Raw genomic sequence first — 21,982 nt, forward strand, 5'->3', positions numbered from 1 at the left:
GCGCTACGCGAAAACGCCACTATATTTTGCAATCCTCAATAAGTCGCCAATAAGGAGAAGAGGCAATGGCACAATTGACGTTCACAACAACTCCGGGATTTGTGGACCTTCCGGACTTGGTGCTCCAGGCGGACCAGCCGCTGACCGACTATGATCTCACCAAGATCAACAACAACGCCAAGTTTGCGGCCGTACGGCCTGAAGTTTTTTACGGCTGGTACAAGAACGGCGAGACGGTGACGATTCCGGTGAGTCCGGTGGATGGGTACGTTTACGCCCGGCAAGAACTGGAATACGAGGTCGCCGCGTGGTGCTCGAGATCCCCGGCAAGCGGCTCCGCCACCAACGGAGCACTGCTCAAGCCCGCGCGCGCCAGCGTGAATGACGGGCCGGGCAGCCTGTTCCTGATGGATTTCTGGGTGGAAGAGAAGAACGAAGCGAATCCCGGCCTGGTCCACTGCGACGTCCACTACTGGGACGGCGGAACCGAGACGCCAACGACGGGCGGGTTTGTAAAGGTGCGAACGATCGCGATGAGATTGAGCGAATGACCGATTGAAGGATTGATCGATTGACTGATTGAGTTAATGAATCAGTCTTCTAAATCTTTCAATTAAAAAATCAGCCAATGAGGAAATCAAAATGGCAGTTGTCCGAACAGTCCTACCCCGCAAGGGAATCATCGAGCCCCAGCACGGGGCCAACTACGAAACCGACCTCGATACCAACTGGCAGATCATTGACAGCCTGTTGCAGGACGCCAATGATGTGCAGACGGCCGTCCAGGCTGCTCCTACGGTGACGGCCTGGGTGTCAGACCGGGGCATCTCCGGGGTGGTCAGCGGGTTTGCGCTTTCGACTTCTGCAACGCTGACGCCAGGCCTCGCGGCGGGTGCGCTTTACGCCCAGGGATTACGTTATGCACCGGCCTCGGCGCCGGCGCTCGCGGCCGCTCCGGCAAGCTCGACCAGCTACCTTTTCTATAATTCCACAGGCGGGTCCTACTACAACCTTACCGGCTCCGCCAGCACGCCCGGAGATGCGTTTATCGGTATTGTGGTGACCAACTCGACTGCCGTGATTTCGGTGACGCCGGCCACGAAGCTGTGGGGACAACTGACGGTAGCTCCCGGCGCGGTAGGAAATTTTACCGTGCCGCACCTGCTGGGCCGCGTGCCCGTGGGGGCCTTGGTTCAAATGACATCGAGCGGAGCCATTTGGTTCCAGTCTGCGACGCTGTATGACAATACGAATCTCTATCTGGTTGCCTCAGACCCGACGGTGACCGCAAAGGTGCAGATATGGTGAAACAAATGAAAATCGGAAATCGGAAGCAGGGAGCAGGGAGCAAGGAGCAAGAGGCAAGAGCTGTGGCGATCCGCATCGCCTTTCTACTGGCTGGTTGCTTCTGGCTTCTGGCTCCTGCTTTTGCCCAGCAGCCCCAGGCGCCTGCGGGGACGCCGCTTTACTCCGCCAACGCCAAGTACGTGAATGGCATGGCGCCCGGTTACTGGCCAACCGCAGGCAGTGGATTGACGCTGCAACTGAGTGCGGGCACGGCTTATTGCGGCAATCCACCCGCGCCGGTCAGCTATCCCGGCGGATCATTGGCCCTGGCTGCCAGCGCGACGAATTACGTTTACCTGGATCCTGCGAATAACTGCTCTCCCGCGGCCGCCACGTCCGGCTTTGCGGCAGGACAGGTTCCCATCGCCAAAGTTACGACCGGGGCGACATCGATCAGCTCGATTACCGATGCCCGCACATGGTTCCAGCCGCAGCCCTGCGTGACCGGTCTCGCAGGGGACCTTCACTGCTCGTCGCTGGGAACGAATCAGAACATTTCGCTCACTCCCAGCGGAACGGGAGCGTCGGTTATCACCAATCTTCAGGACAAAGGCGGGCAGGTCTTTAACGTGAAGGCATACGGCGCCAAAGGCGATGGAACGACGGACGACAGCGCCGCCATACAGGCTGCCTATGCAGCCGCAGTGGCCGCGGGAGGGGGCGCCGTCTACTTTCCTGGAACCAGCGCTTGCTACCTGGTTGACACAGCCATCAACGCGACTGGCGATGGCCACAAGATCGTGTTTGAGGGAGCAGGCGGCCCTGGGTACTCGACTTCCGGAAGCGCCAATGCTTTGATCTGCGGGAATACCGGCGGCGCGGTGTTCGACATCACGATGGGGTTCAATCGCACTTTCTTCAACCTTGAAGTGACCGCGCAGAAGGCTGGTCTGAGCAACCCAAGTTTGATTGGCATTCTCGCTGGACGGAATACCAGCGGTCAGGCTGGGCAGGATACACACATCGTTAATTGCAGCTTCATGATGCCGCTTCACTTCAGCGGTATAACGTACTCCTTCGGCTTATACTTTTTCGGTGAGGAGATATCCTTTGTCAGCGATACGTCCATCGCAGCCGATTACCCGATTGTGGTGACGAGCACCAACAATTTCAGCGTTTCCAGCACCTATGTCACCTTTGGTACCGGCACCTACTCCGAGACCGGCGATTCATTTACCAACGTGGAGCTTTACACTTCGGGCCTTGGCCCGGCCATTTACCTCTACAACGCTGAGGATATGAGGATTTCGGGTCATAGCTACAACGGAAGTCAAGCGAACCCTTATCCGGCGGGCCTCTACAACTACGCTATTTATGAGCATAATTGCAAGACTCTTACGATTTCACCCTGGCGCCAGGAAGGCTATCCGGGGTTCATGTATGTGGATAGCGGGCTGCTCGATAGCTACATTCTCGGCACGCATGGGGCCGCGCCCACGCCAACACTTCACGCAGTTGAGTTCAACGACGCAAATAGCAGTGTTGTTGACGTGGACTTTGAAATTCACGACCTCATCAACACGTCATCAAATTGGTATTACGATGGCACGGCTGGTTCGCCAACGGGCTTGTGGGCACTGGACAGCGTTCACTTCTATTGCGGGAAAGAACCTAATTGCGTAGACATACCCATCGGGAATGGGGCTGGCACCGGCACTCATTACTGGCACAACATTAGCTGGTCGGGGTCAAGCACTAACAGTGGTCCGGTTGTCCGGCTTGATGCTGGCGCTTTTACGTTGCCATTGACCGGCGGTTTCACCATTCCAACCAGTGCCGTTCCCGCCAACAGTTGCTCGACCCTGTCGTTCGTAAGCGCTGCGGGCGCCCCTGCTCTGGCGACAATACAAATGCACCCTCAAACCTGGTACGGACTGCTGGTAACAGCCTCGTGGGGAACGGGCGGGTTCTCGCCGATGCTCTGTAACCCCACCAGCTCTTCCATAACTCCAGGCTCCACAATTGGGGCGACGTTCAGGGTCATTCAGTGATTTCGGACGGCGCCCGGCCAGCTTCAAAGACAAGAATGCCGTCGGGGTTGCGTTGCAGACGCTGGCCTCAACGATCATTATCTTCCTCTACGTCCGCCGGAAATACTGGTTGTAGCAAGCATCTCCGCGCGGCGCCCCAGCCGATTCAAGCCTTTCATCGAAATTGACGATTAACGTAGAAATATGTCACTGCGTATTCTGCGTCGGGACGAGCCAGGGCCTGATTTCGTCGCGGGGTGGCGTTTGTGGCCGGAGGAAGTGCGTTGTAAGCGAGTGTGGTGAATATGGCCATCAGCACCAAAGCTTCGATGCGGCGCAGCACCCGGATACAGGTGCGCATTCCAGTGGTTGTCACGGGAACGTTGCCGACCGGAGAATCCTTCACCGAAGAGACTTATGTCGTGACGGTCAGCAAGTTCGGTGCGCGCCTCAAATGCAGCTATGCTTTGACCCCAGGCATGGAGATCACGGTCAAACCAAAGGCTGGGGATGAGGATGCGCTGTTCCGTGTGGTGTGGACCGGCGGCAGGTCAGGCAACGCGGGCGAGGTGGGAATCCAGTATGTGAAGCGTACAAACCTTTTCGGTATCACCTTTCCCGATTGATCTGGAGGCCCCTGCTCCGGCGCTCAGCGCAGCGGCACCGGTCATCATCGCTGACGACTGGTATCTCAACCGAATCCGCATTAAAATCTGCTTCGTGGACGGAACTTCCAAAGCCGCAAACCCGACTCGCCTCCGCCTTTTGGTGGCGGCATTCCTCCTGGTGCTTGGCTTTCTGACAATCCCGATCTGCTCTTTGTCGTTTCAGGGTGAGGACCAACCCCCGCAGGACATCTCATTCTCAGTCAGCGGAGCGATCACAGAACAATCGCCTGGAAAACTTACTGTAGATGGCGGCCAGAACATGCTGTTCACGGTCAAGTACGATTCGGCAACGAAGATTGAGCATGAGGATGGCAGCCCTGCCAGACCGGCAGAGCTTCGGGTCGGGACAAAGATTCTGGCCAAGGGTACTCTGACTGAGGCGGGCGACGTGGTTGCAAAGACGATCACTATTGAATCCGGGTCAAAGGGTCCGCCAAAGTGAGGATGGAGCTTCACTACCGCGGTAGGTCCTCCCAGATGGCGAAGGGTTTCCCTTTCTGTTTTTCAAGGGCTGTGCGATAGATAAATCCGGCGGCCATAACGTCCCATATCGCAATTCCGCACGATTTGAAGACCGTGATTTGCTCGCTGGATCCACGCCCGGGCTTGGTTCCCGCCACGATGTCTTTCAACTCCAGCACGTCGTCCCAACTTTTACCGGCGGCCGCGAGTCCCTGGACCAGGTCGCCCGCTTCTCCACGAGCCTGCTCGGCGGAGTCAACTGAAATGATTTCGGCCCGGCGCAGCACCGCGTCATCCAACTCCCGGCGGTTGATCATGTTGACGCCAATGGCGTTGACGTGGGTTCCCGGGCGAAGCCATTCACCCTTGATGACGGGCTCCTTCGAGGTGGTTGCAGCGATGATGATGTCACCAAAGCGCACGGCTTCCTCGGTGCTCGCGGCCGGCTCGACCGAGAATTTCAGATAGTCCGTCATCTCTCTGCAGAATTCCACGCGATGCGCTTCGCTCCTAGCGAAAACCCGGGCCGCCCGGATTTTACGAACACCGGCGACCGCCTCGAGTTGCGTCCGCGCCTGCCGCCCGGTTCCGATCAGGCCCACCGTGGAAGCGTCGTGGCGGGCGAGATATTTGGTTGCGACGCCGCTTGCTGCTCCGGTTCGAATGCGGCCCAGATGGTCCGCCTCGATGACGGCGAGCAGTTCCCCCGTCTTGACGTCGAAGAGCAGGACCAGAAAGCGCGCTGCTCCGGACGTGATGGTGTAAATCTTCATGCCGGCGAGATGACCGTCCGCCAGGGCCGCTGCCATGTAGTGGAGTGAGAACCCCGGCTGGAAAAGACGTTGACGCGATTGGTTGACAGCATTACCGCTCTGCTGAGCGACAAAGCTGGCTTCGACGCACTCAAGCGCCTGCTTCATTGGAAAGAGTTCCTGAACATCGTTTTCTAAGAGAAAAAGTGCCATTATGTCTCCACAGATTTCAGTGAAGCCACCGCAAGAGCGCCCAGACCGCCAGCGCGACAGCCGCGGTCGCGGCGAGGCGGGGAAAAGCCGTGCGCAAAAATGGGACCTTGTATAAGAAAGAGGTCTGCCGCCATTTCCTGTTGTGGCTGTCCAACACCGGCTCGACCAGTTCCCACGCGGCTTCGAGAAACAGCCGCTGTGCGGCCTCACCCAATGCTGCGCAGGCGGCTGAAGGCGTTCCAATATAGCCCAGCCGGTTTCCCCGTTGCAAAGGGTAGTTTCTGCGGATGGCATCGACCAGCTCGAACTTTTGTGCTGGCAAGCCGCGGTACGTGGATCTCACCAATTCCGGACGGTTCAGCAGGACGAGCGATGTTTCCCACATTCCAGCGTGCGTATCGCCATCGAGCGCTTCTCTCTCAACTGCCGTGAACGGGCGACCCAGAGAGTCTTCCAGACGGTGCGCGTACCGGCCACGCATGAACTGCCACAGCACAGGCCCACTGACCGAGATCATGCGCACCCTGTAGCGCCTGGACACAACAGCCGCAGCTTCTTCAAGGGCCACGAGGTGGCGCAATCCTCCGTGCCCGTTCAGGACCAGAATGTAACGGAAACCGTGGCGGGCCAGACTCGCGCCGTAGTCCCTGGTCACGTTACGCACCGTGCGCGCCCGCGCCAGCAGTGTTCCAGCGCGGTCAAATGCAGAGGCGCCGACGGGAATACTCGGGCCGATCAGGACCGTCCAGCCGGGCTTGGCCTCGCGGATTCGCTCCGCCAGCTTTGCGCAGATCACGCCCGAAGTTATAAGATCGGTCCCGACTGGAAGGTGCGGGCCGTGTTCTTCCAGAGGGCTGACGTTAAAGAGGACGGCCACCCGGGTGCGGTCCATCGCCTCGAGTTGAGTATAGGTCAATTCCTCCAGGCGAAATATACCCTGAGGGCCAGCCGCCCACTCTATTCCGTCGCTGTGCCGGGGGACCTCATCCATCTGCAGGCCGTCAGTCTGCAACGCCTGGTGATCGCACGTTCGGAATGGTGGAGGGTTGAGTCGAACCCTCGATCTCATGACCGATTTTGCGCAGAACGCTCTCCCTCGCGCGCGCGACGCGTGACAATCGTACGGAGCGGAGCGCTTTGCGGACCAGCACACGGGCCCTGTGGCGGATGAGCCATCGATAGCGCCACAGATAAGCGCCTGAAACGGGCAGGGTCAGAGCGTAACAGCCCGCGACTGCCCTTCCCCACCAGAAGTTGACCACAAAGATCTGAAGCGTATAGGAACTTAAGACCGCGAAGATCCGCTGCAGCCATTCGACCTTGGGGTCCTTCTGCGGGGAGTTCCTGAACAGACCGCTCACCGCCAGAATCAAGAGCGCCAGAAGATGGTTGGCGAGGCCGTATAGCGCGACTGGGAATCCGAGGACAGTCTCGACCCATGCCGCCGCCACCCTGCGCTGGGATGATTGCCACGGACCTGAAGCCTGAACGACCAATTCTCCCAATGAGCGTTGTCTGTGCGCTTCACGGTAAGCGCCCAAAGATTCACGCAAGTCAACCAGCCGCGCCGGGTCGGTCCGGTTCTGCTCAGCAATCCACTTTCTGGCAGAGCCGCTGAGTTCCAGCTCTTCCGGCTGCTGTTTCCACTCCGGCCGGGACGACCATTGCTGCTTCAGGTATTCGCGCGACAAGTCCTCCAGTTCCCGGCTAAAGTGTTCCAGGTCTGCATCCGCAAGGCCGAAGATGTTTGCCGCGATCGCGCCCTGGACCGCCTCCGCCAGGTTTTCGGAGGCGGCCGCCATATCTTCACCAACCTTGGGCAGAAAATCCTGCGCCCGAAGAGGGGTGTCGATACTCATGAGAGCTTCGGGTGCACGGCCTCCTGTGCCGAGAAACCAGTGCACGGGATAGATTCCGGGTTGGACCTGGCTCTTACTTTGCAAGCCAGCTTCCACGGCCAGCCGGACGGAGAAATCGACCACGGCCAGGCGCTCGCCCCCATTTCGCGCGTACCGCGCGGCGAACAATGCAATGGTCCCATGATTTGCCAGAACGCTCAGACAGGAATTCAGCCAGGAATTCTGTTCTTCCCGTGTGCAATCGAACGCCTGGATTTCCAGCGCTCGCGCTGCCAGTTTGCCAAAGAAACCACGAAGCTCGCTGGATGGAACCAGGCCATGGACCCGGCGATCGAGAGCGCAGATGAGAAGCAAACCAACAGCCAGGGTCCGCGGATGAGTAATCAGCAGGATGACGGGGCCGCGCCGCTCAATCCTTTCCAGGCCGAGCACTCGAAGCCGGGGGAAAAATAGCCGGAGTCCCAGCCGGAACGCTGCCCGCATCAGACGATAACCAATCGGAGCATTCTGGGGTCGAGCGTGGATTTGAATTTGTGGTTCCAAAGCCTTTCCTCTCAAAAGGCGTCCGGCTGCCGGGGCCTCAGCGACGGCCCTGCCGCACGGGTATCGCAGTGCTCTCCCAGCCGTCCAACGTACCCACCGGGCGCACGATGGTCTCAAACAAGCCGTAGACGCTTTGAAACTTGTTTCCTTTGGAATCCATCAGTCGCAGACGAAAATAGGGAACGTTGCCGACGTGCTCTACCCGAATTGGGAAATTGCCGTTGAGACCGCTCTTGACAAACGATGTGACGTAATGGTGATACCTGCGAGACCACGTGAAGACGCGGATGTGGGTGAAATCGAATTCAACCGATCCCTCGCGGTCAGCCGCCAGGTACTGGGGGACGCTTGTGTCCCCATCCTGAACGGTGTTCAGCACGAACCAGGCGACCAGATTGAAACTGGCAGCGTACTGCGAGATTCCCTGGGGGATATCCAGCGTGACCAGGCGGCCCAGTACCCACCCGGCCCTTGAATCGGCCTGCACCAGATACCATGCGTCGCCCGCCGCGGCGGGTGACGCCGTCTCATTTGTTTCACTCCCGGCCGGTCTGTTGGCCACTACGCGACGGTCGTAGATTTCAAGATTCTGGCCTTGCGTCAACATCCCGAGGTCCGGAGCGCCTCGACGGGGCTCGAGGTGAACGTTTGCCGCCAGAACGGTGTGCCCAGCCGCCTGCACCTGGCGGCCCTTAAGCTCCTGGAGGAGTTTCTGGCCGTCTTCGTAAACAGTTGCCGGAACCAGTTCTCTGGTGACCACCCAGCCTTCGTTGCCGTTGCCTGTTCGGACCTTGGCCCAGGTGTCTCCTTTTTGCAGCACTTCAAGCCGGTCGCCGTACTTCAGGACCTCAGCGACCGTGTGGACTGGGGCAGGGGTGTCCAGCACATCAAGCGATGGGGAAGTGACGTATTCCAGCTCCAGGTAATCTCGGGAAGGGCGAACCGAATGATAGTAAGCTCCACCGATGGCGGCCAAAACGATGGCTGATAGGAAAATGATGGACTTCTTCTTAATGGTTTCTCCCCCAGGTGAAAAAACTCACCTTGTAGTTTACAACTGCATCCGGCGAAATGTTACGCGTTTTCCTCTCGCATCATCCGGACGGCAGTCCTTGCAGCCATTCGTCCATCGATCTGGCACGTCAGCCGGCGTTGTGGCCGCACGCAGCGCGAGCGGATAAGGGGCAGTCGGCTGGGCGCGGTGGCGGCAGTGTGGTGTTGACAGAAGAACCGCCCGGCGCCTAATGTGACAGTGCCCGGATGCGATAACGCATGCGCAATCTCCCGGAGGCCGCCACGAAGATCCAACGATTGTCTATTCCCGGATCCGCGGGAAATCTTGAGGCGCTGCTCGAGTTGAATCCGGAGTGGATCCCGCGCCAGCTCGCCATCGTTTGCCATCCACATCCGCTTTATGGCGGATCGATGCACAACAAAGTTGTCTTCAGGGCGGCCAAAGCCGCCATCAATATGGGCGTACCCGCGCTGCGTTTCAATTTCCGCGGAGTGGGGCACAGCGAAGGAGAACACGCCGGCGGCATCGGAGAGCGAGAGGATGCCCGCGCGGCGCTGGATTACCTGACGGGGCGGTTTCCACGGGTCCCCGTTCTGATGATGGGGTTTTCGTTCGGGTCAGTCGTTGCGCTGTTTGTAGGTTCAGCGGACCTGCGGGTCAACAGCCTGGCAGGAATAGGGCTCCCCATAAACTCTTCGGATTTCAGCTTTCTCCGGGAAGTCCGAAAGCCTAAATTGATTGTCCAGGGCGCCCAGGACCAGTTTGGCTCCAGGGAAAAGGTGGCGCAACTCTATTCCTCCTTGCAAGAACCTAAACGGCTGCGCTTCGTCGAAGGGGCCGACCATTTCCTGACCGGCAAGCTGCAAGACCTGCAGGTGGAGATAGAGGAATTTCTCCAGGGCATTCTAAATCCATTACAATAGGAGCGTTGGCAGCCACGCCCCCGAGTAAATCAACTTTCGAGGTGGATCGATGGACAACCTTGAAGAAGCTGATGCCGGATCATTCTACTGCCCGTTGTGCAAAATCGAAGTTGAAGATCCGCTGGTGTGCGGTGATTGCGCAGCCGTCATATGCCGCCGGTGCGGGACTCCGCTCGAAAAAATTGACGAATTAGGAGTTGGCTGAAGCAGGCCGTCGCGGCCTTTGTTCATCCGCTGCCCCAGGCATTCATTCCCGGAGGGGCCGGGGTCCTGTCAAGTCCCCATCGCCCCTCGAAGCAATTCACTGGCCTTCTTTTCCCGTCAAAAAGCCGCTAATTCTCTCGCTGCTTTCACCACGTCAGCAACCTGGGGCAGCATGGCGTCTTCCAGGACGGGATGGTAAGGCACATAGACGTCTTTAGCTGCCACGCGGCGCACAGGCGCGTCCAGAAACTCGAAGAGTTCATCCGCGATGCGGGCGGCGATCTCTGCGCCATACCCCCAGGAGATGCAGTCCTCGTAAACAATCAGGGCGCGGTTGGTCTTTTTGACGGACGCACTGATGAGTTCCCAGTCATAAGGCTGGAGGGAACGCAGGTCCAGAATCTCGGCGCTGACGCCTTCCTTTTCAAGCTCCCTCGAGGCCTGTACAGACCGGTTGACCAGCGCGCCGAAAGTTATAATCGTCAGGTCGCTTCCTCCGCTTACTAACTCCGCCTTGCCGAACGGAATCATGTAATCAGGGCCGGGATAAGGCGCGCGATTGTACGTCTGCCGGTAAAGATGTTTGGGCTCGAGAAACAGCACCGGGTCGTCCGAGCGAATGGCCGTGCGCAGCAGTCCGTTGGCATCCAGAGCATTTGAAGGCATCACAACCCGCCAGCCCGGCAGGTGCGCGAAAATCGATTCGCCCGACTGGCTGTGATAAATGGCGCCGCCGGTCAGGTACCCACCCGTCGGGACCCTCACCACGACTGGGCACGAAAACACGTTGTTCGACCGCCAGCGCAGCGTCGGAATTTCATTTCGCATCTGCATAAACGCCGGCCAGATGTAGTCGAAAAACTGGACCTCGACCACCGGCTTGAGGCCGCGCGTGGCCATGCCCATGGCCCTGCCCAGAATGCTGGCTTCTGCGATGGGGGCGTTGTAGCAGCGGGCGGCGCCAAAATGTCGCTGCAGGCCGTGGGTGACCTTGAAGACGCCTCCTTTGCCTTTCACCAGGGCGAGGTCGCTTTCGTGGCTGCAGTCGGCAACATCCTCACCGAAGACCACAACCCGCGCATCGCGCGACATCTCGTCCCTCATGCAGGCGTTCAGAAGATCCACCATGGTTTTGGGTTCGCCGTGCGATTTTGCAGGATGGTCAAACCTCTCAGAGGTCGGATCAACCGTGGGCGAATAAACGAAGTCCATCAGGGTTTCCGGATCGGGTGGATCTGCGGCGAGCGCCTTGTCTGCGGCTTCGCGAATCTCACGGTCCACGTCAGCTTCCAGCGCCTTCAACTCCCCCTCGGTCACCAGGCCCTCTTGAATGAGAAGATGCGCCAGCTTCTGAATGGGGTCCTGCCTGGCTTCCTCCTGCCGGACCTCCTCCGGCTTATACATCTTTTCGTCGTCAGACATGGAGTGCGAATAGGGCCGGATGACGTGAGCGTGAATCAGCGCCGGCTTTCTTTGCTCGCGCACATAGGTAACAGCTCTTCCCGCAGCCTCGTAGCTTTCCATGAAATCCGTGCCGTCGCATTCCGCGATCAGGAGGCCGGGAAAAGTCTTGACCAGCGCGGAAATGCTTCCTCCGGCGGTCTGATCGTCAACCGGAACGGAGATGGCATATCCGTTGTCTTCTATCAGGTAAAGCATGGGAAGCTGGCGCAGGCAGGTGTAATTGAGGGATTCCCAGAACTCGCCTTCACTGGTTGCGCCTTCGCCCAGGGAAGTGAATGCAATTTCGTCGGTATGAAAGCTCGGTGCCAGTTCGGTGGCTTCGGGGACGTGGGAGTAATACTGGTTCGCTTCCGCCGCGCCGACCGCCTGGAGCACTTGGGTCCCGGTGGCGCTGGAGGAAGAGACGATGTGAAGAAGACGCGAGCTCCAGTGGGAAGGCATCTGCCGCCCGCCCGAGCTCGGATCGTCTTGAGCGCCAACGGTCCCTAAAAGCATATCCAGCGCTGTCAGACCGAGTTCGAGGCAAAGCGCCCGGTCCCGGTAATACGGGTAAATCCAGTCGGTCCCCGGCTTCAAATGCATGGCGGCTGCTACCTGGATGGCTTCGTGCCCAACGCCGTTGATCTGAAAATAAGCGCGGTTCTGACGCTTAAGCTGAATTTCCTTGTCATCGATTTTCCGCGCCAGATACATGACGCGGTAGGCGTGGACCAGTGAGTCCTTGGATGGCCGGGGTGGCTTATAGGTCGAAGTAACTGTAGCCATTCCGCTCCTTGGGGAAGAAATCCTTCTTAGTAAAGTATATCTTTTCGCCGCCCGCAATCTCGCCAGATATTATTAGAATTCGAGAGGGCAATGTCAATGACCGGCAACCGGCCATGTCGGGCGAGTTTTCTATTGGGTGTGGATGCACGTCTATGGTAGCATGAGCGAATAAAAGGCGAATGACGCACATGATGCTCAGAGCTCAGACAGGCAAATGAAAGTCCCGTCAGAAACCAAGCTGATGCCCCAAGCCAGTGGAATTCAAGGCCGATCCGGCGATGCGGCCTCCATCGAGAACGTCGTTCGGGAAATTCAGAGCGGCTTCAAAGGCTCCCGGCGCGAAGGGGGCGTGACGGCCCTGCGGCATTACCCGGCGCGGGAAGCGCGAGTTGTTCCATTTCCCGATTTTCTTCCCGAGCGCGTGACGAAAGCGCTGAGTTCAAGGGGAGTTGAAAGCCTCTACTCGCATCAGGCCGCCGCTGCAACCCTGGCCTGGGAAGGCAGGAATATTGTTGTCGTCACCCCTACGGCCTCGGGCAAAACTCTCTGTTACAACCTGCCGATCCTGAGCGCCCTAGTCGAAAACCCGGATGCGCGGGCGCTTTATCTTTTTCCCACCAAGGCCCTGTCACAGGACCAACTGGTGGAATTGAATCGCTGGGCTGAAATACTCGGCGATGATCTTCGGACGTTTACCTATGACGGCGACACTCCCCAGGACGCGCGCAGAGCCATTCGGGCCCAGGCCAACCTGGTAATCACCAACCCGGACATGCTCCACACAGGCATCCTGCCTCACCACACTAAATGGGAGCGGCTGTTTGAAAATCTGCGATACGTTGTCATTGACGAACTGCACTATTACCGCGGCGTTTTCGGCAGCCACCTGGCGAACGTCATCCGGAGGCTCAAGCGCATCGCGGAGTTCTACGGCAGCCGCCCGCAATTTATATGCACCTCGGCGACCATCGCCAACCCGGCTGAGCTGGCCACACGCATTATCGAGCAGGACGTCGTGCTGGTTGACGAAAACGGAGCGCCCGCGGCTGAAAAATACTTTGTTCTCTATAATCCGCCAGTGGTCAATCCGCAGCTCGGCATTCGCCGGTCTTACCTGAATGAAACGCGCCGCCTGGCGAAGGTCTTTATGATGCGCGGCCTGGAAACCATTGTCTTCGCCAATTCACGCCTGGCAACGGAAATCCTGGTGACTTATCTCAAGGAAGATTTTGCCCGGCGTCCGGTGGGGCCGGAAGTTGTCCGAGGTTACCGGGGCGGCTACTTGCCGCTCGAGCGGCGCGAGATTGAGCGCGACCTTCGCGAAGGGCGTTTGCTGGGCGTGATTGCCACCAACGCGCTGGAATTGGGAATCGACATCGGAAGCCTCGACGTTGCGGTGATGGCGGGCTATCCGGGAACGATTGCTTCCACCTGGCAGCGTGCCGGCAGGGCAGGCCGCCGCGAAGGGAGTTCTGCCGCTTTGCTGGTGGCTTCGAGCGCGCCGCTCGACCAGTTTATCGTCCAGAACCCGGACTATTTTTTTGACCACTCACCCGAGCACGGCCACGTCAATCCGGACAACCTGCAGATCCTGCTCAACCACTTGAAGTGTGCTGCTTTCGAACTGCCTGTGAAAGAGGATGAGAAATTTGGCGGCCTCGATCTCAAGATGCTCTGCAAGCATCTTGAGGATCTCGGATTCCTTCACAAGACCAGTGAGGGCTGGCACTGGATCTCCGAGAGCTATCCGGCGGACGCCATCAGTCTGCGGTCCGTTTCTTCGGACAATTTTGTCATCGTTGACGTCACCGGCGAGCCACGCGTTATCGGCGAAGTGGATTTTTCCAGCGCGCTCACCACGGTGCATGAGAAGGCGATCTACCTCCAGGATGGCCAGCAGTATCACGTGGAGCGGTTGGATTACGATGAGCGCAAGGCCTATGTCCGCCAGTGCGATTCCGAGTACTACACCGACGCCATTTCCTACACGAAAATCAAGATTTTGGAGCATTTTGATTCCGCGCCCGCCGGGCCTGCATTCAGGAACCACGGCGAGGTCCAGGTGAATACGCAGGTGGTGGGATTCAAGAAGATCAAATTCCACACCATGCAGAATGTCGGTTCGGGCGAACTGATGCTGCCCGAGCAGGAGATGCACACGACGGCGTTCTGGTTGACGCTCCCCCAGGCATTGCTGGACGCCATGCCCTACTCGCGCGATGACCGGATGAACGGCGTGCAGGGGCTTGCCCACGCCTTGCAGGCGATTGGCACGCTCCTGATGATGTGCGACGCGCGCGATCTGGGCGTGGCGGTTGGTGAGAATCTGGCCGTCGCGGAGGACCTTGCAGCTTTGCCTTCGAATCAGGGCCGTCCTGCGGTCTACACAAAGATCTTTGAGCCCAACATCTACCTTTACGATAAGTATCCCGGCGGGGTTGGATTCAGCGAACCGTTGTTCCGGCTGAGCCCGAGCCTGCTTGAAAACACACGGCGCCTGATCCTGAATTGTCCTTGCGAGTCGGGATGTCCTTCGTGTGTGGGTCCCGTGGGTGAAGTGGGAGAGAAGGGCAAAGAAGTTGCACTGGCGATTTTGAGTGCTGTTTTGCAGGCGTCATCCTGATCCCGCGTAGCGCCGCCGTCCCGGCGGCATTTTTCAAGGCCGGCAGGATGCCGGCGTTAGGGAAATGTATTACCGTAATATGCAATCCTCAATAGGCAGTCATGAATCTGGAAGAAAAACTTCGAGAGCTCAAAAAGGTGGCCAGCAAGACGGTGCATGAGGACGCGCTCGAGCGCCAGCTTGAATACCTGCAGCGGCTTGAAAAGAAGCCGAGGAAGGTTGCCGCCCTCGAGACGCCGCTCGGCGTTGAGCATTACATTGACGGCGAGGTTCGCTCTAATGGCCGGGGCGAGTATTTTCTGGCCACTCAGCTCCTGCCTTTTGGCAGGCCATACGGCAAGTTTTGCGTTGCGGATGTCGCCCACGCAGACCTCGCGCCGCTGGAAATGTTTTTGAAGGGAGAAAATATTCCAGCGGCGTCTTCGGTGGTTTATCTGGATACGGAAACCACGGGGCTTGCCGGAGGCACGGGCACGTGCGCATTTCTGATTGGGATTGGGGCCGCGGAGGGATCTGGTTTCCGGGTGCGCCAGCTTTTCCTGCGCGACCTTACGGAAGAGAAGGCGGCCCTGGATGCGCTGGCCGCCGCGCTCGAGCCCTACGAACTCCTGGTGACTTACAACGGCAAGACTTTCGATATCCCGCTGCTTGAAACGCGCTACACGCTGGCCCGAATGAAGTCTCCGTTCACGAGAATGGTCCACCTTGATCTGCTGCATCCGGCGCGCCGCTTGTGGAAACTGCGCCTCGAAAGCTGCCAACTCAAGAACCTGGAGAGGGAGCTGCTGGGCATCGCGCGGAACGGCGATGTGCCAGGCTCCGAAATCCCCCAAATCTATTTCGACTATCTCCGCACCAGGAGCGCGCAGGCGCTGCAGCCGGTGTTCTTCCACAACGCGCTCGACATTGTGACGCTTGCCGGGCTTACGGTTGAGGTGGGACAGGCCATTGCCAGGGCGGGCGACGGCGCCGATTGCGACAGCCTCGATCTGTTCAGCCTCAGCCGTGTGCTCGAACGCGCCGGGGCCTCAGAACTGGCACGCGCAACCTGCCTCCAGGCGATTGCCCGCGGCCTGCCGGAGTCGGTTGAGCCGCACGCCCTGTGGCATCTCGCTGCCCAGCACAAGAAGGAGCGAAGTTATGACGCGGCCGTTGAAGTCTGGATGAAGATTTCGGGCCTTGGGTCACGATATACGGTGCAGGCCTGTGAAGAGCTCGCCATCCATTATGAGCATCGTGTACGTGACGCGAATAAAGCTCTGGAATTTGCCGAAGCGGCCTGGCAGCGCCTTCAGGACACGTCCGGTTCCCACGCCTGGCTGGGGCGTCTCGCGCACCGGCGCGAAAGGTTGCTGAGAAAGGCGCAAAAGGAACGTGTTCCCGGCGAGTCCCAGCCTCGGCTGTCTCACTAGCCTCAGAGTCATGGTCCTTCGCTGGTCTTCCCTTTGTACTTAAAGACCTCTTGCTGCCGTTCAACGGTTTCCTGATTGGTCACAGAATTTGTCTTGATGGTTTGCAACTCACCCACAAGCTCCAGGTAGTCGGGACCGTCCTTCTTGCTCCCTTTTCCGCGCTGAGCGATCCCTGAAAAGCGGTAGTACATCTCGTGGATCTTGCGGGTCCGGAACTCAACATGATCGCCGTTGCGCTCGCCGATGGTTATGGGATAGCTCAAAATAGCGTCAGACTCCGATTGCCCCTGGAGCACGTCAATGTATCCTTTGAGCATCTGGTCTTCCTGCAAAATCGCCAGCGTGTTATAGGGTTGCAGGAATTCGTAATCGCCCGTGATGTCGCTTACCTGGCTTGCCGCCGTTTGGGCCTTCAGGCTACACGACGCAGCAAGAGCCATAAGAGAGACGGCCAACCAGGCAGTTTTCTGCACCAGATTCAGCGTCGGCTGGTGGTCCTTCCGCCCCGTTTTACAGTAGAACCTGCCCACTTGCAATCGCTCCTGTCCTGACTGTTTCCTTCCGTGTTTTGCCAGGAAGAAAGTTTAGTCCCGCTTCGTTTACCGGGCAAGCCACAAGCCTCTGCCGGCGCGTAGGCTGCCAGGTTCACACAAAATATCGTATGGTTCCCAGGCGCCCGCCACTGGCTACTGTTTGCTGACTTCGAGGAGCAGATGGTTCGTAAAACGCGTGGTGAGCGTAGGGTCCTGGCCGGTCACGGTTCCCAGGTCCTTATCGTGTTCGTAATCGAAAACTTTGTAGCTGCTGTTCTTATCAAGTCCGCGCAATTCGATCTTACCTTGCCACGGGACTGCGGGATCAGGAGCATAAAAGGCATAGTACATTTCGCCGTCCTTGCTGATGGCGTAGGCTTCCGGGAAGTCATACCCATAGGTGTAGAGGTTCAGGAAAGTGCCGTTTGAAAGCATCTTCTGGTTGTAGATCGAGGTCCATTTCTTCCAGATCGCTTCCTTTTCGGGCGTCAGATAAACTTCCTTGAAGTGCGGGCCGGGATTGGGCCAAACAAATTTGGTGCCGACCACCCCGCCGGGTCCAACGGTCGAAGCAAAATCCTTTCCCTTGTCGATTTCATCGCCGCCCTTGAAAACGATATCGGTCAATTCAACGTGATCTCCGTAAACGGCAGCCTGCGGGCCAAGAAGGGCCTTATACATCTTGATTCGCCGCCGCACCTGGACGGAACCTACGGGGTCCGCAGTTACCGCCTGGTCCATATAAGGCAGCCAGGCGAAATTCGGCGGAGTTCCGCAGGAGCAGCTTTGGGTCACGCTGTCGGGTTTGAGTGCCCGGGTAGCCTCAAAAATCTGTTTGTATATTTCCGCCATCGCGCGGATGGAGTCCTGCGGGGATTTGTGATGGTGCTTGGGGTTGTAGCACGCCGGGATTGTGTAAACGTTGTCCAGCTTGCTGCCGTCGAATCCCCAATCGCGAATGAATTTTTCCGTCAGTTTCTTGTAGTATTCCTGGACCGCGGGCACAGCCGGGCAGAGCGCGCCCAGGCCGCGAACCATTTTTGCGGGCTTGCCATTCTTGTCGAGGATCAGCCAGTCAGGATGCTCTTTTACGACCTCGGCTGTCTTGTAATGGTGAGACTCGTAACCGCCGGACCCGTCCTCTACGGCAATCGGCAGCCACCAGATCTGCACTGAAATCCCCTGTTGATGAAACGCACTCACCATCTTCTTGATGGAATCGCCCGGGAAAGTGTCTGGACGCGGGTCCCAGTCGCCATAAGTGTCAAACCAGCGATCGTCCAGCGTGGCCCAGCGGATGTGCATTTCGTTGAGCTTGGGAATAGTGCCCAGCATCTGTTTGGGAGTCACCTCGGATTCGTAGCCCCAGCCGCACCAACTGATCTGATAATCAGCGTCGCTGGGTTTGGGCAGGTCCCAGCCCTCGCGCTGCAGCGCCTCGGAATAAAGACGCAACGGCTCGTAGAAATCCCCAGAGTAGACCGCGACAAACCCGTGCGGCGTGGAATAAGTGTCTCCAGGCTGGAGGGTTGTGCCCGGCTCCAGCACCATGGAGGCGCTCACGCGATCGTTGGCGCTGACGCCAACCGGAAGCGAGAGGACCCATGGGATCGTTTCAATATGCCCGATGGCCTCGCCCACCTTGTCCGTCCAGAACGCCACCACTGGAATGCCGCCGCCCTCGCCCCTGCGCTGCATGCCGCCCATCAGGTTCTGCTGGGAGAAGTGGTCCGAGATCTCGACGACGTTGTCCTTGCCCCACTTCTCGCTCGAGCCCTGGTATGACCACATCTGGTAGGGCGGCACGGAGGAATCGGCGAGGGAGGCGTTCAACTGGTGGCTGTCAACAACAACTTTGTCCAGGCTGACCGGCTTGTTGGCGAGATTCTTGTAGGACGTGGAAGTTATCAGAAGGCGGGGAAAGTCATCGTAAGCTTCGAAAACGACGGACTCCTGGATGGCTGCTCCGTTTTCCGCTTTGCTCGTGCCGGTGATTTCAACCCGCTTGCCCAGTTCACCGAGCTTGCCGCGCGCGTCGGTGACCTTAACGTGATCAAAGTCGAGAGTGAAATCCGCGATCTCTTTTGCATCGACCGTTACCGAGTTTAAGGACCCGGGCCCGGATGAGTTGGGGTCATCCAAGGTAAGCCTCTTGCCTTGCTTCAGAAGGTACGCCCGTACGTATCCGGACGGCAACACCTCAAACTCGGCTGAAGAGGTTTTAATGGTGACCGGCCCGCCGGAGTTGGCCGTAACAGCAATCTTTGACGCTCCCGCGGTGGTGGGCGATGAACTGTTCTGGCAGGAGATCATTGCCAGTAAGCCTGCCAAAGCCAGACATTGCAGCGCTGTAATGGGACGTAATGGTCGGCGCATAGACCTATCCTCCCCGGGGAAATTCGCGTGAAATTCTGTCGCGGTTCAAGAGGCGATTATACTTCAGGCCAAACTGGGCTGTCATGCAGTTGAGTCTATGGATGCCGCAGCAGCGAAGGCAGCCGTGTCCAGAGCGCGACGCGGGAAGAAATCAAGGGGAGAGGTCCTCGCAGGCGCTATGGCCTGGCGCTTTCATAGCAGCCGAGGACGCGAAGGAAATTCGTGACTTCTTCCAGGTGCTCCAGCGCTTTCTTGCAGCGCTCTTCTTTGATGTTGCCGGCGAAATCAAGATAGAAGAAGTATTCCCACGGACGGCCGCTCACAGGCCTCGACTCCATTTTGGAGAGGTCGATATCGCGCAGAGCGAAAACGCTAAGGCACTTATAAAGCGCCCCCGGAACGTTCCGAGTTGAAAAAACGATGGAAACCTTGTTGGCCCGCGGCGAAACAATGGGCCTGGGCGATAGAAGCAGAAACCGGGTGAAGTTTTCGCTGTGATCTTCAAGATGGGTCTTCAGAATGCGCGCTCGATAAAAGGAGGCGGCAACCCGGCTTGCGATGGCGGCGGAACCGATGGGACGTTCAGCCGCCAGCATCTTGACGCTCCCAGCCGTGTCATAGAATGGAACTCGATCGACCTTGGGATGGCTCGAAAAGAATTTGTTGCACTGGGCCAGGGCCACTGGATGGGAATAGACGCGTTGAAGGTTGCGCAGCGTGGTTCCCGGAAACGCAATCAGATTGTGAACAATTCGCAGCTTAGCTTCGGCCACGATGTGCAGGTCATTCTTCAGCAGGAGATCGTAGTTTTCATAAACCGAACCGGCCAAAGTGTTTTCAATGGGCGCCAGGCAACGGGACGCTTTGCCTTTTGCCACGCTGGCGAACAGAGCTTCGAAAGTTGGACAGGGAAGCACCTGAATGTTGCGGCCCAGCAGCTTGTAGGCTGCTTCTTCGCTGAATGCTCCGCGCTCACCCTGGAATGCGATCGTCTCTTTTTTCATGCCGGGAGACCTGCGCCTTTTTCATTTGACAAGGACGAGATGCTATCACGACGACCTACGATGAACAACGGACGCTGTTTGAGTGCCCCGTACGGAGACGTGACGGTCCGCTATTAGATAAACGGGTTATGATCTTCCGGCCGGGAGGAGAGAGAAGCGCCGCCGTCGCCCAGCAGTCCTCTGAAAAAGAAATCGACGCATCCGCTCGTGAGCTCTTCCTGCGAAATAGGGCCTTCGGGATGGTACCACTGATAGAGCCAGTTGATGATGCCGAGAAGATTGAAGGCGGCGAGCGCGGGCGATATCAGGTGCTCATGGCCAGACTGGTCCTGGACCTGGACGATCAACTCCTCCAGATAACGGATGTAAGCCTTCTTTCGCGCATTGATCTTCTGGCGCAGCTCGCCTTTCAGTGACCGGTTTTCGTGCAGGATCACGGTGATCTCCATGTCGCGCGCGCGCACGACAAGGTCAATGTGTCCGATGATCGTCTGGCGAAGCTTCTCCCTGGGGTCCTGTATCGACTTCACCTTTTCGAGCACGCTCTCATCGAGAATATCCATGCCGTAGTTCATGATCTCGAATAGAAGGCGGTCTTTGCTGCCGACATGATGGTACAGTCCAGCCTTGGTGAGGTGGACGGCCTCCGCGATGTCCTGCATGGATGCGCCGTCGTAACCCTTCTCGTAGAAGACGCGCGCAGCGGTGCGGCAAATCTCCCGAAGCTTCTGTTTGGGATCAGCGGTCTCAGTCATAGAGCAATTACGCAGAACGAATGCGCCGTCAGTCTACCACACGCGATGCGGACTTCGGGATGAAGTATGCTGTATTCGGCGCGATGAACAGAGGCTAGCGTGTAAGACGCGCGCTCGCAAACGCAAATTTTACACGCTGTGCCATACTTCAACAAATTTTTCGTGAGCCCGAAATCTTCGCCGCGCTATCGATAAACTAATCACAATGTTTACAATAAATTAGAATTTTCGTAAAAATTTCACCAAAAATCCCAAGCGTCCCATTCAGGGGGGGCAAACGGGCAAGTATATAGCCTACGTGACTGGCATTGCGTTTCATTGCAATCGCCCCGCGCAGAACGGTCCATCGCCCTTCCAAGCACCGCGGCCGGCAGCGGGGCTTCGCCAACCTGAGTGATTTCGAGTGAGAAGAAGTTGCTGGAGAAGCTCGACTCCATGCACGCTCATCACGCGCAGCGCGGCCTGGTCAATTCCGCTGAGCAGCGGCCGCGGCGGAGTTTCCGGTTCTATTGCCGGGAGGGCGCGTCGTTGCTGTCAACGGACAGGCTTCCCTGAAATCGCACGGCGAAGTTGTAGACCGCGTAGATCGCACACATCGCAAAGGACGCGATTCAGGCGCCAGCCGGCGTAGCGGCGGTCCCGCCGAGCGGGACCGCCATTTGGCGAGGCCCCGTACCAGACGGTACGGGACGAGGTAAACTCGCCGCTACATTTTTTCCTAGGTGCGTCCGCCCCGAGACCAGCCGCATGGGATTTGAAATTTCAGATTTGAGATTTCAGAACGGAACCGTGACCTCAGCCTCGGAGGTCCGCGCCACCCGTCTTCAATCCACTCCCGCGGGTTCGCAGAGACAGAAACCGCCTCTGCGCCAGCCGCGCATCATCTCATCGTTCACCATTACCCGCTTGACGCCTCGGGTTCCTAAGCGTACGATTCTCACAGACCACAGATAGACGAGGCTCAAGTTTTCATTCCTTTATTCCGCAAAGGAGCGATAGCTTGCCTGCAGCGCATCTCTTGCCGCGCAAGACTCCGGATCTGATTTGGGAGGAGCCTGCACCTCCCCACCACTCTTTCAGGGCAAAAACACCAA

18 protein-coding genes are annotated in these 21,982 nt (G+C 58.0%); 9 read left to right on the forward strand and 9 right to left on the reverse strand.

Annotated features, from left to right (window positions below; all coding sequences use genetic code 11):
• Nucleotides 1–65: 65 nt before the first annotated feature.
• The 5 genes from VFQ24_11770 (at nucleotide 66) to VFQ24_11790 (ending at nucleotide 4,427) form a co-directional block, all read left to right on the forward strand.
• Complete coding sequence (locus VFQ24_11770) at nucleotides 66–551, forward strand: hypothetical protein (GenBank protein ID HET9179025.1); 486 nt, start codon at nucleotides 66–68, stop codon at nucleotides 549–551.
• Between the two features lie 91 nt (nucleotides 552–642).
• Nucleotides 643–1,308, forward strand: a complete 666-nt coding sequence (locus VFQ24_11775) for a hypothetical protein (protein HET9179026.1) — start codon at nucleotides 643–645, stop codon at nucleotides 1,306–1,308.
• Nucleotides 1,309–1,313: 5 nt separating this feature from the next.
• Nucleotides 1,314–3,338 carry a glycosyl hydrolase family 28-related protein gene (locus tag VFQ24_11780; protein HET9179027.1) on the forward strand — a complete coding sequence of 675 codons (2,025 nt, stop codon included), beginning with the start codon at nucleotides 1,314–1,316 and terminating at the stop codon, nucleotides 3,336–3,338.
• 284 nt (nucleotides 3,339–3,622) lie between these two features.
• On the forward strand, nucleotides 3,623–3,943 hold the full coding sequence (locus tag VFQ24_11785; protein ID HET9179028.1) for a hypothetical protein: 321 nt from the start codon (nucleotides 3,623–3,625) through the stop codon (nucleotides 3,941–3,943).
• A 160-nt stretch (nucleotides 3,944–4,103) separates the two neighbouring features.
• Nucleotides 4,104–4,427: a DUF5666 domain-containing protein gene (locus tag VFQ24_11790; GenBank protein ID HET9179029.1), complete on the forward strand. Its 324-nt coding sequence runs from the start codon at nucleotides 4,104–4,106 to the stop codon at nucleotides 4,425–4,427.
• A gap of 13 nt (nucleotides 4,428–4,440) precedes the next feature.
• On the opposite strand, the gene VFQ24_11795 is transcribed toward VFQ24_11790, so the two are convergent.
• Genes VFQ24_11795 through VFQ24_11810 form a run of 4 tightly spaced genes read right to left on the reverse strand, consistent with a single transcriptional unit; the run spans nucleotide 4,441 to nucleotide 8,790 of the window.
• Nucleotides 4,441–5,412: an ornithine cyclodeaminase family protein gene (locus VFQ24_11795; GenBank protein HET9179030.1), complete on the reverse strand. Its 972-nt coding sequence runs from the start codon at nucleotides 5,410–5,412 to the stop codon at nucleotides 4,441–4,443.
• Between the two features lie 16 nt (nucleotides 5,413–5,428).
• The gene (locus VFQ24_11800) at nucleotides 5,429–6,481 is read right to left on the reverse strand and encodes a creatininase family protein (protein HET9179031.1); all 1,053 of its coding nucleotides are present in this window, start codon (nucleotides 6,479–6,481) and stop codon (nucleotides 5,429–5,431) included.
• A complete protein-coding gene (locus VFQ24_11805; protein ID HET9179032.1) occupies nucleotides 6,414–7,814 on the reverse strand; it encodes a hypothetical protein in 1,401 nt (466 codons plus the stop codon). Before VFQ24_11805 ends, VFQ24_11800 begins: the two co-directional genes overlap by 68 nt.
• A gap of 37 nt (nucleotides 7,815–7,851) precedes the next feature.
• On the reverse strand, nucleotides 7,852–8,790 hold the full coding sequence (locus tag VFQ24_11810) for an SH3 domain-containing protein (protein ID HET9179033.1): 939 nt from the start codon (nucleotides 8,788–8,790) through the stop codon (nucleotides 7,852–7,854).
• Between the two features lie 296 nt (nucleotides 8,791–9,086).
• On the opposite strand from VFQ24_11810, the gene VFQ24_11815 reads away from it, so the two are divergent.
• Nucleotides 9,087–9,752: an alpha/beta family hydrolase gene (locus tag VFQ24_11815; GenBank protein HET9179034.1), complete on the forward strand. Its 666-nt coding sequence runs from the start codon at nucleotides 9,087–9,089 to the stop codon at nucleotides 9,750–9,752.
• 49 nt (nucleotides 9,753–9,801) lie between these two features.
• A complete protein-coding gene (locus tag VFQ24_11820) occupies nucleotides 9,802–9,957 on the forward strand; it encodes a hypothetical protein (protein ID HET9179035.1) in 156 nt (51 codons plus the stop codon).
• A 116-nt stretch (nucleotides 9,958–10,073) separates the two neighbouring features.
• Here VFQ24_11820 and VFQ24_11825 read toward each other — a convergent pair whose 3' ends face one another.
• A complete protein-coding gene (locus VFQ24_11825) occupies nucleotides 10,074–12,185 on the reverse strand; it encodes a dehydrogenase E1 component subunit alpha/beta (protein HET9179036.1) in 2,112 nt (703 codons plus the stop codon).
• Between the two features lie 214 nt (nucleotides 12,186–12,399).
• Here VFQ24_11825 and VFQ24_11830 point away from each other — a divergent pair, with 214 nt between their 5' ends.
• Together VFQ24_11830 and VFQ24_11835 are read left to right on the forward strand one after the other, a co-directional pair.
• Entirely contained in the window at nucleotides 12,400–14,808 is a 2,409-nt protein-coding gene (locus VFQ24_11830; GenBank protein HET9179037.1) for a DEAD/DEAH box helicase, read from the forward strand.
• A gap of 101 nt (nucleotides 14,809–14,909) precedes the next feature.
• Nucleotides 14,910–16,220, forward strand: a complete 1,311-nt coding sequence (locus VFQ24_11835; protein HET9179038.1) for a ribonuclease H-like domain-containing protein — start codon at nucleotides 14,910–14,912, stop codon at nucleotides 16,218–16,220.
• An 8-nt stretch (nucleotides 16,221–16,228) separates the two neighbouring features.
• On the opposite strand, the gene VFQ24_11840 is transcribed toward VFQ24_11835, so the two are convergent.
• The 4 genes from VFQ24_11840 to VFQ24_11855 form a co-directional block, all read right to left on the reverse strand.
• Nucleotides 16,229–16,750, reverse strand: a complete 522-nt coding sequence (locus VFQ24_11840; protein ID HET9179039.1) for a hypothetical protein — start codon at nucleotides 16,748–16,750, stop codon at nucleotides 16,229–16,231.
• 156 nt (nucleotides 16,751–16,906) lie between these two features.
• The gene (locus VFQ24_11845) at nucleotides 16,907–19,129 is read right to left on the reverse strand and encodes an alpha-galactosidase (GenBank protein HET9179040.1); all 2,223 of its coding nucleotides are present in this window, start codon (nucleotides 19,127–19,129) and stop codon (nucleotides 16,907–16,909) included.
• Between the two features lie 176 nt (nucleotides 19,130–19,305).
• Nucleotides 19,306–20,133, reverse strand: coding sequence for a prephenate dehydratase (gene pheA, locus VFQ24_11850; protein ID HET9179041.1), 828 nt, complete (start codon nucleotides 20,131–20,133; stop codon nucleotides 19,306–19,308).
• Between the two features lie 113 nt (nucleotides 20,134–20,246).
• Nucleotides 20,247–20,888, reverse strand: coding sequence for a TetR/AcrR family transcriptional regulator (locus tag VFQ24_11855; protein HET9179042.1), 642 nt, complete (start codon nucleotides 20,886–20,888; stop codon nucleotides 20,247–20,249).
• Nucleotides 20,889–21,982 lie beyond the last annotated feature (1,094 nt).

The organism is Terriglobia bacterium (assembly GCA_035712365.1).
Lineage (GTDB): Bacteria > Acidobacteriota > Terriglobia > UBA7540 > UBA7540 > SCRD01.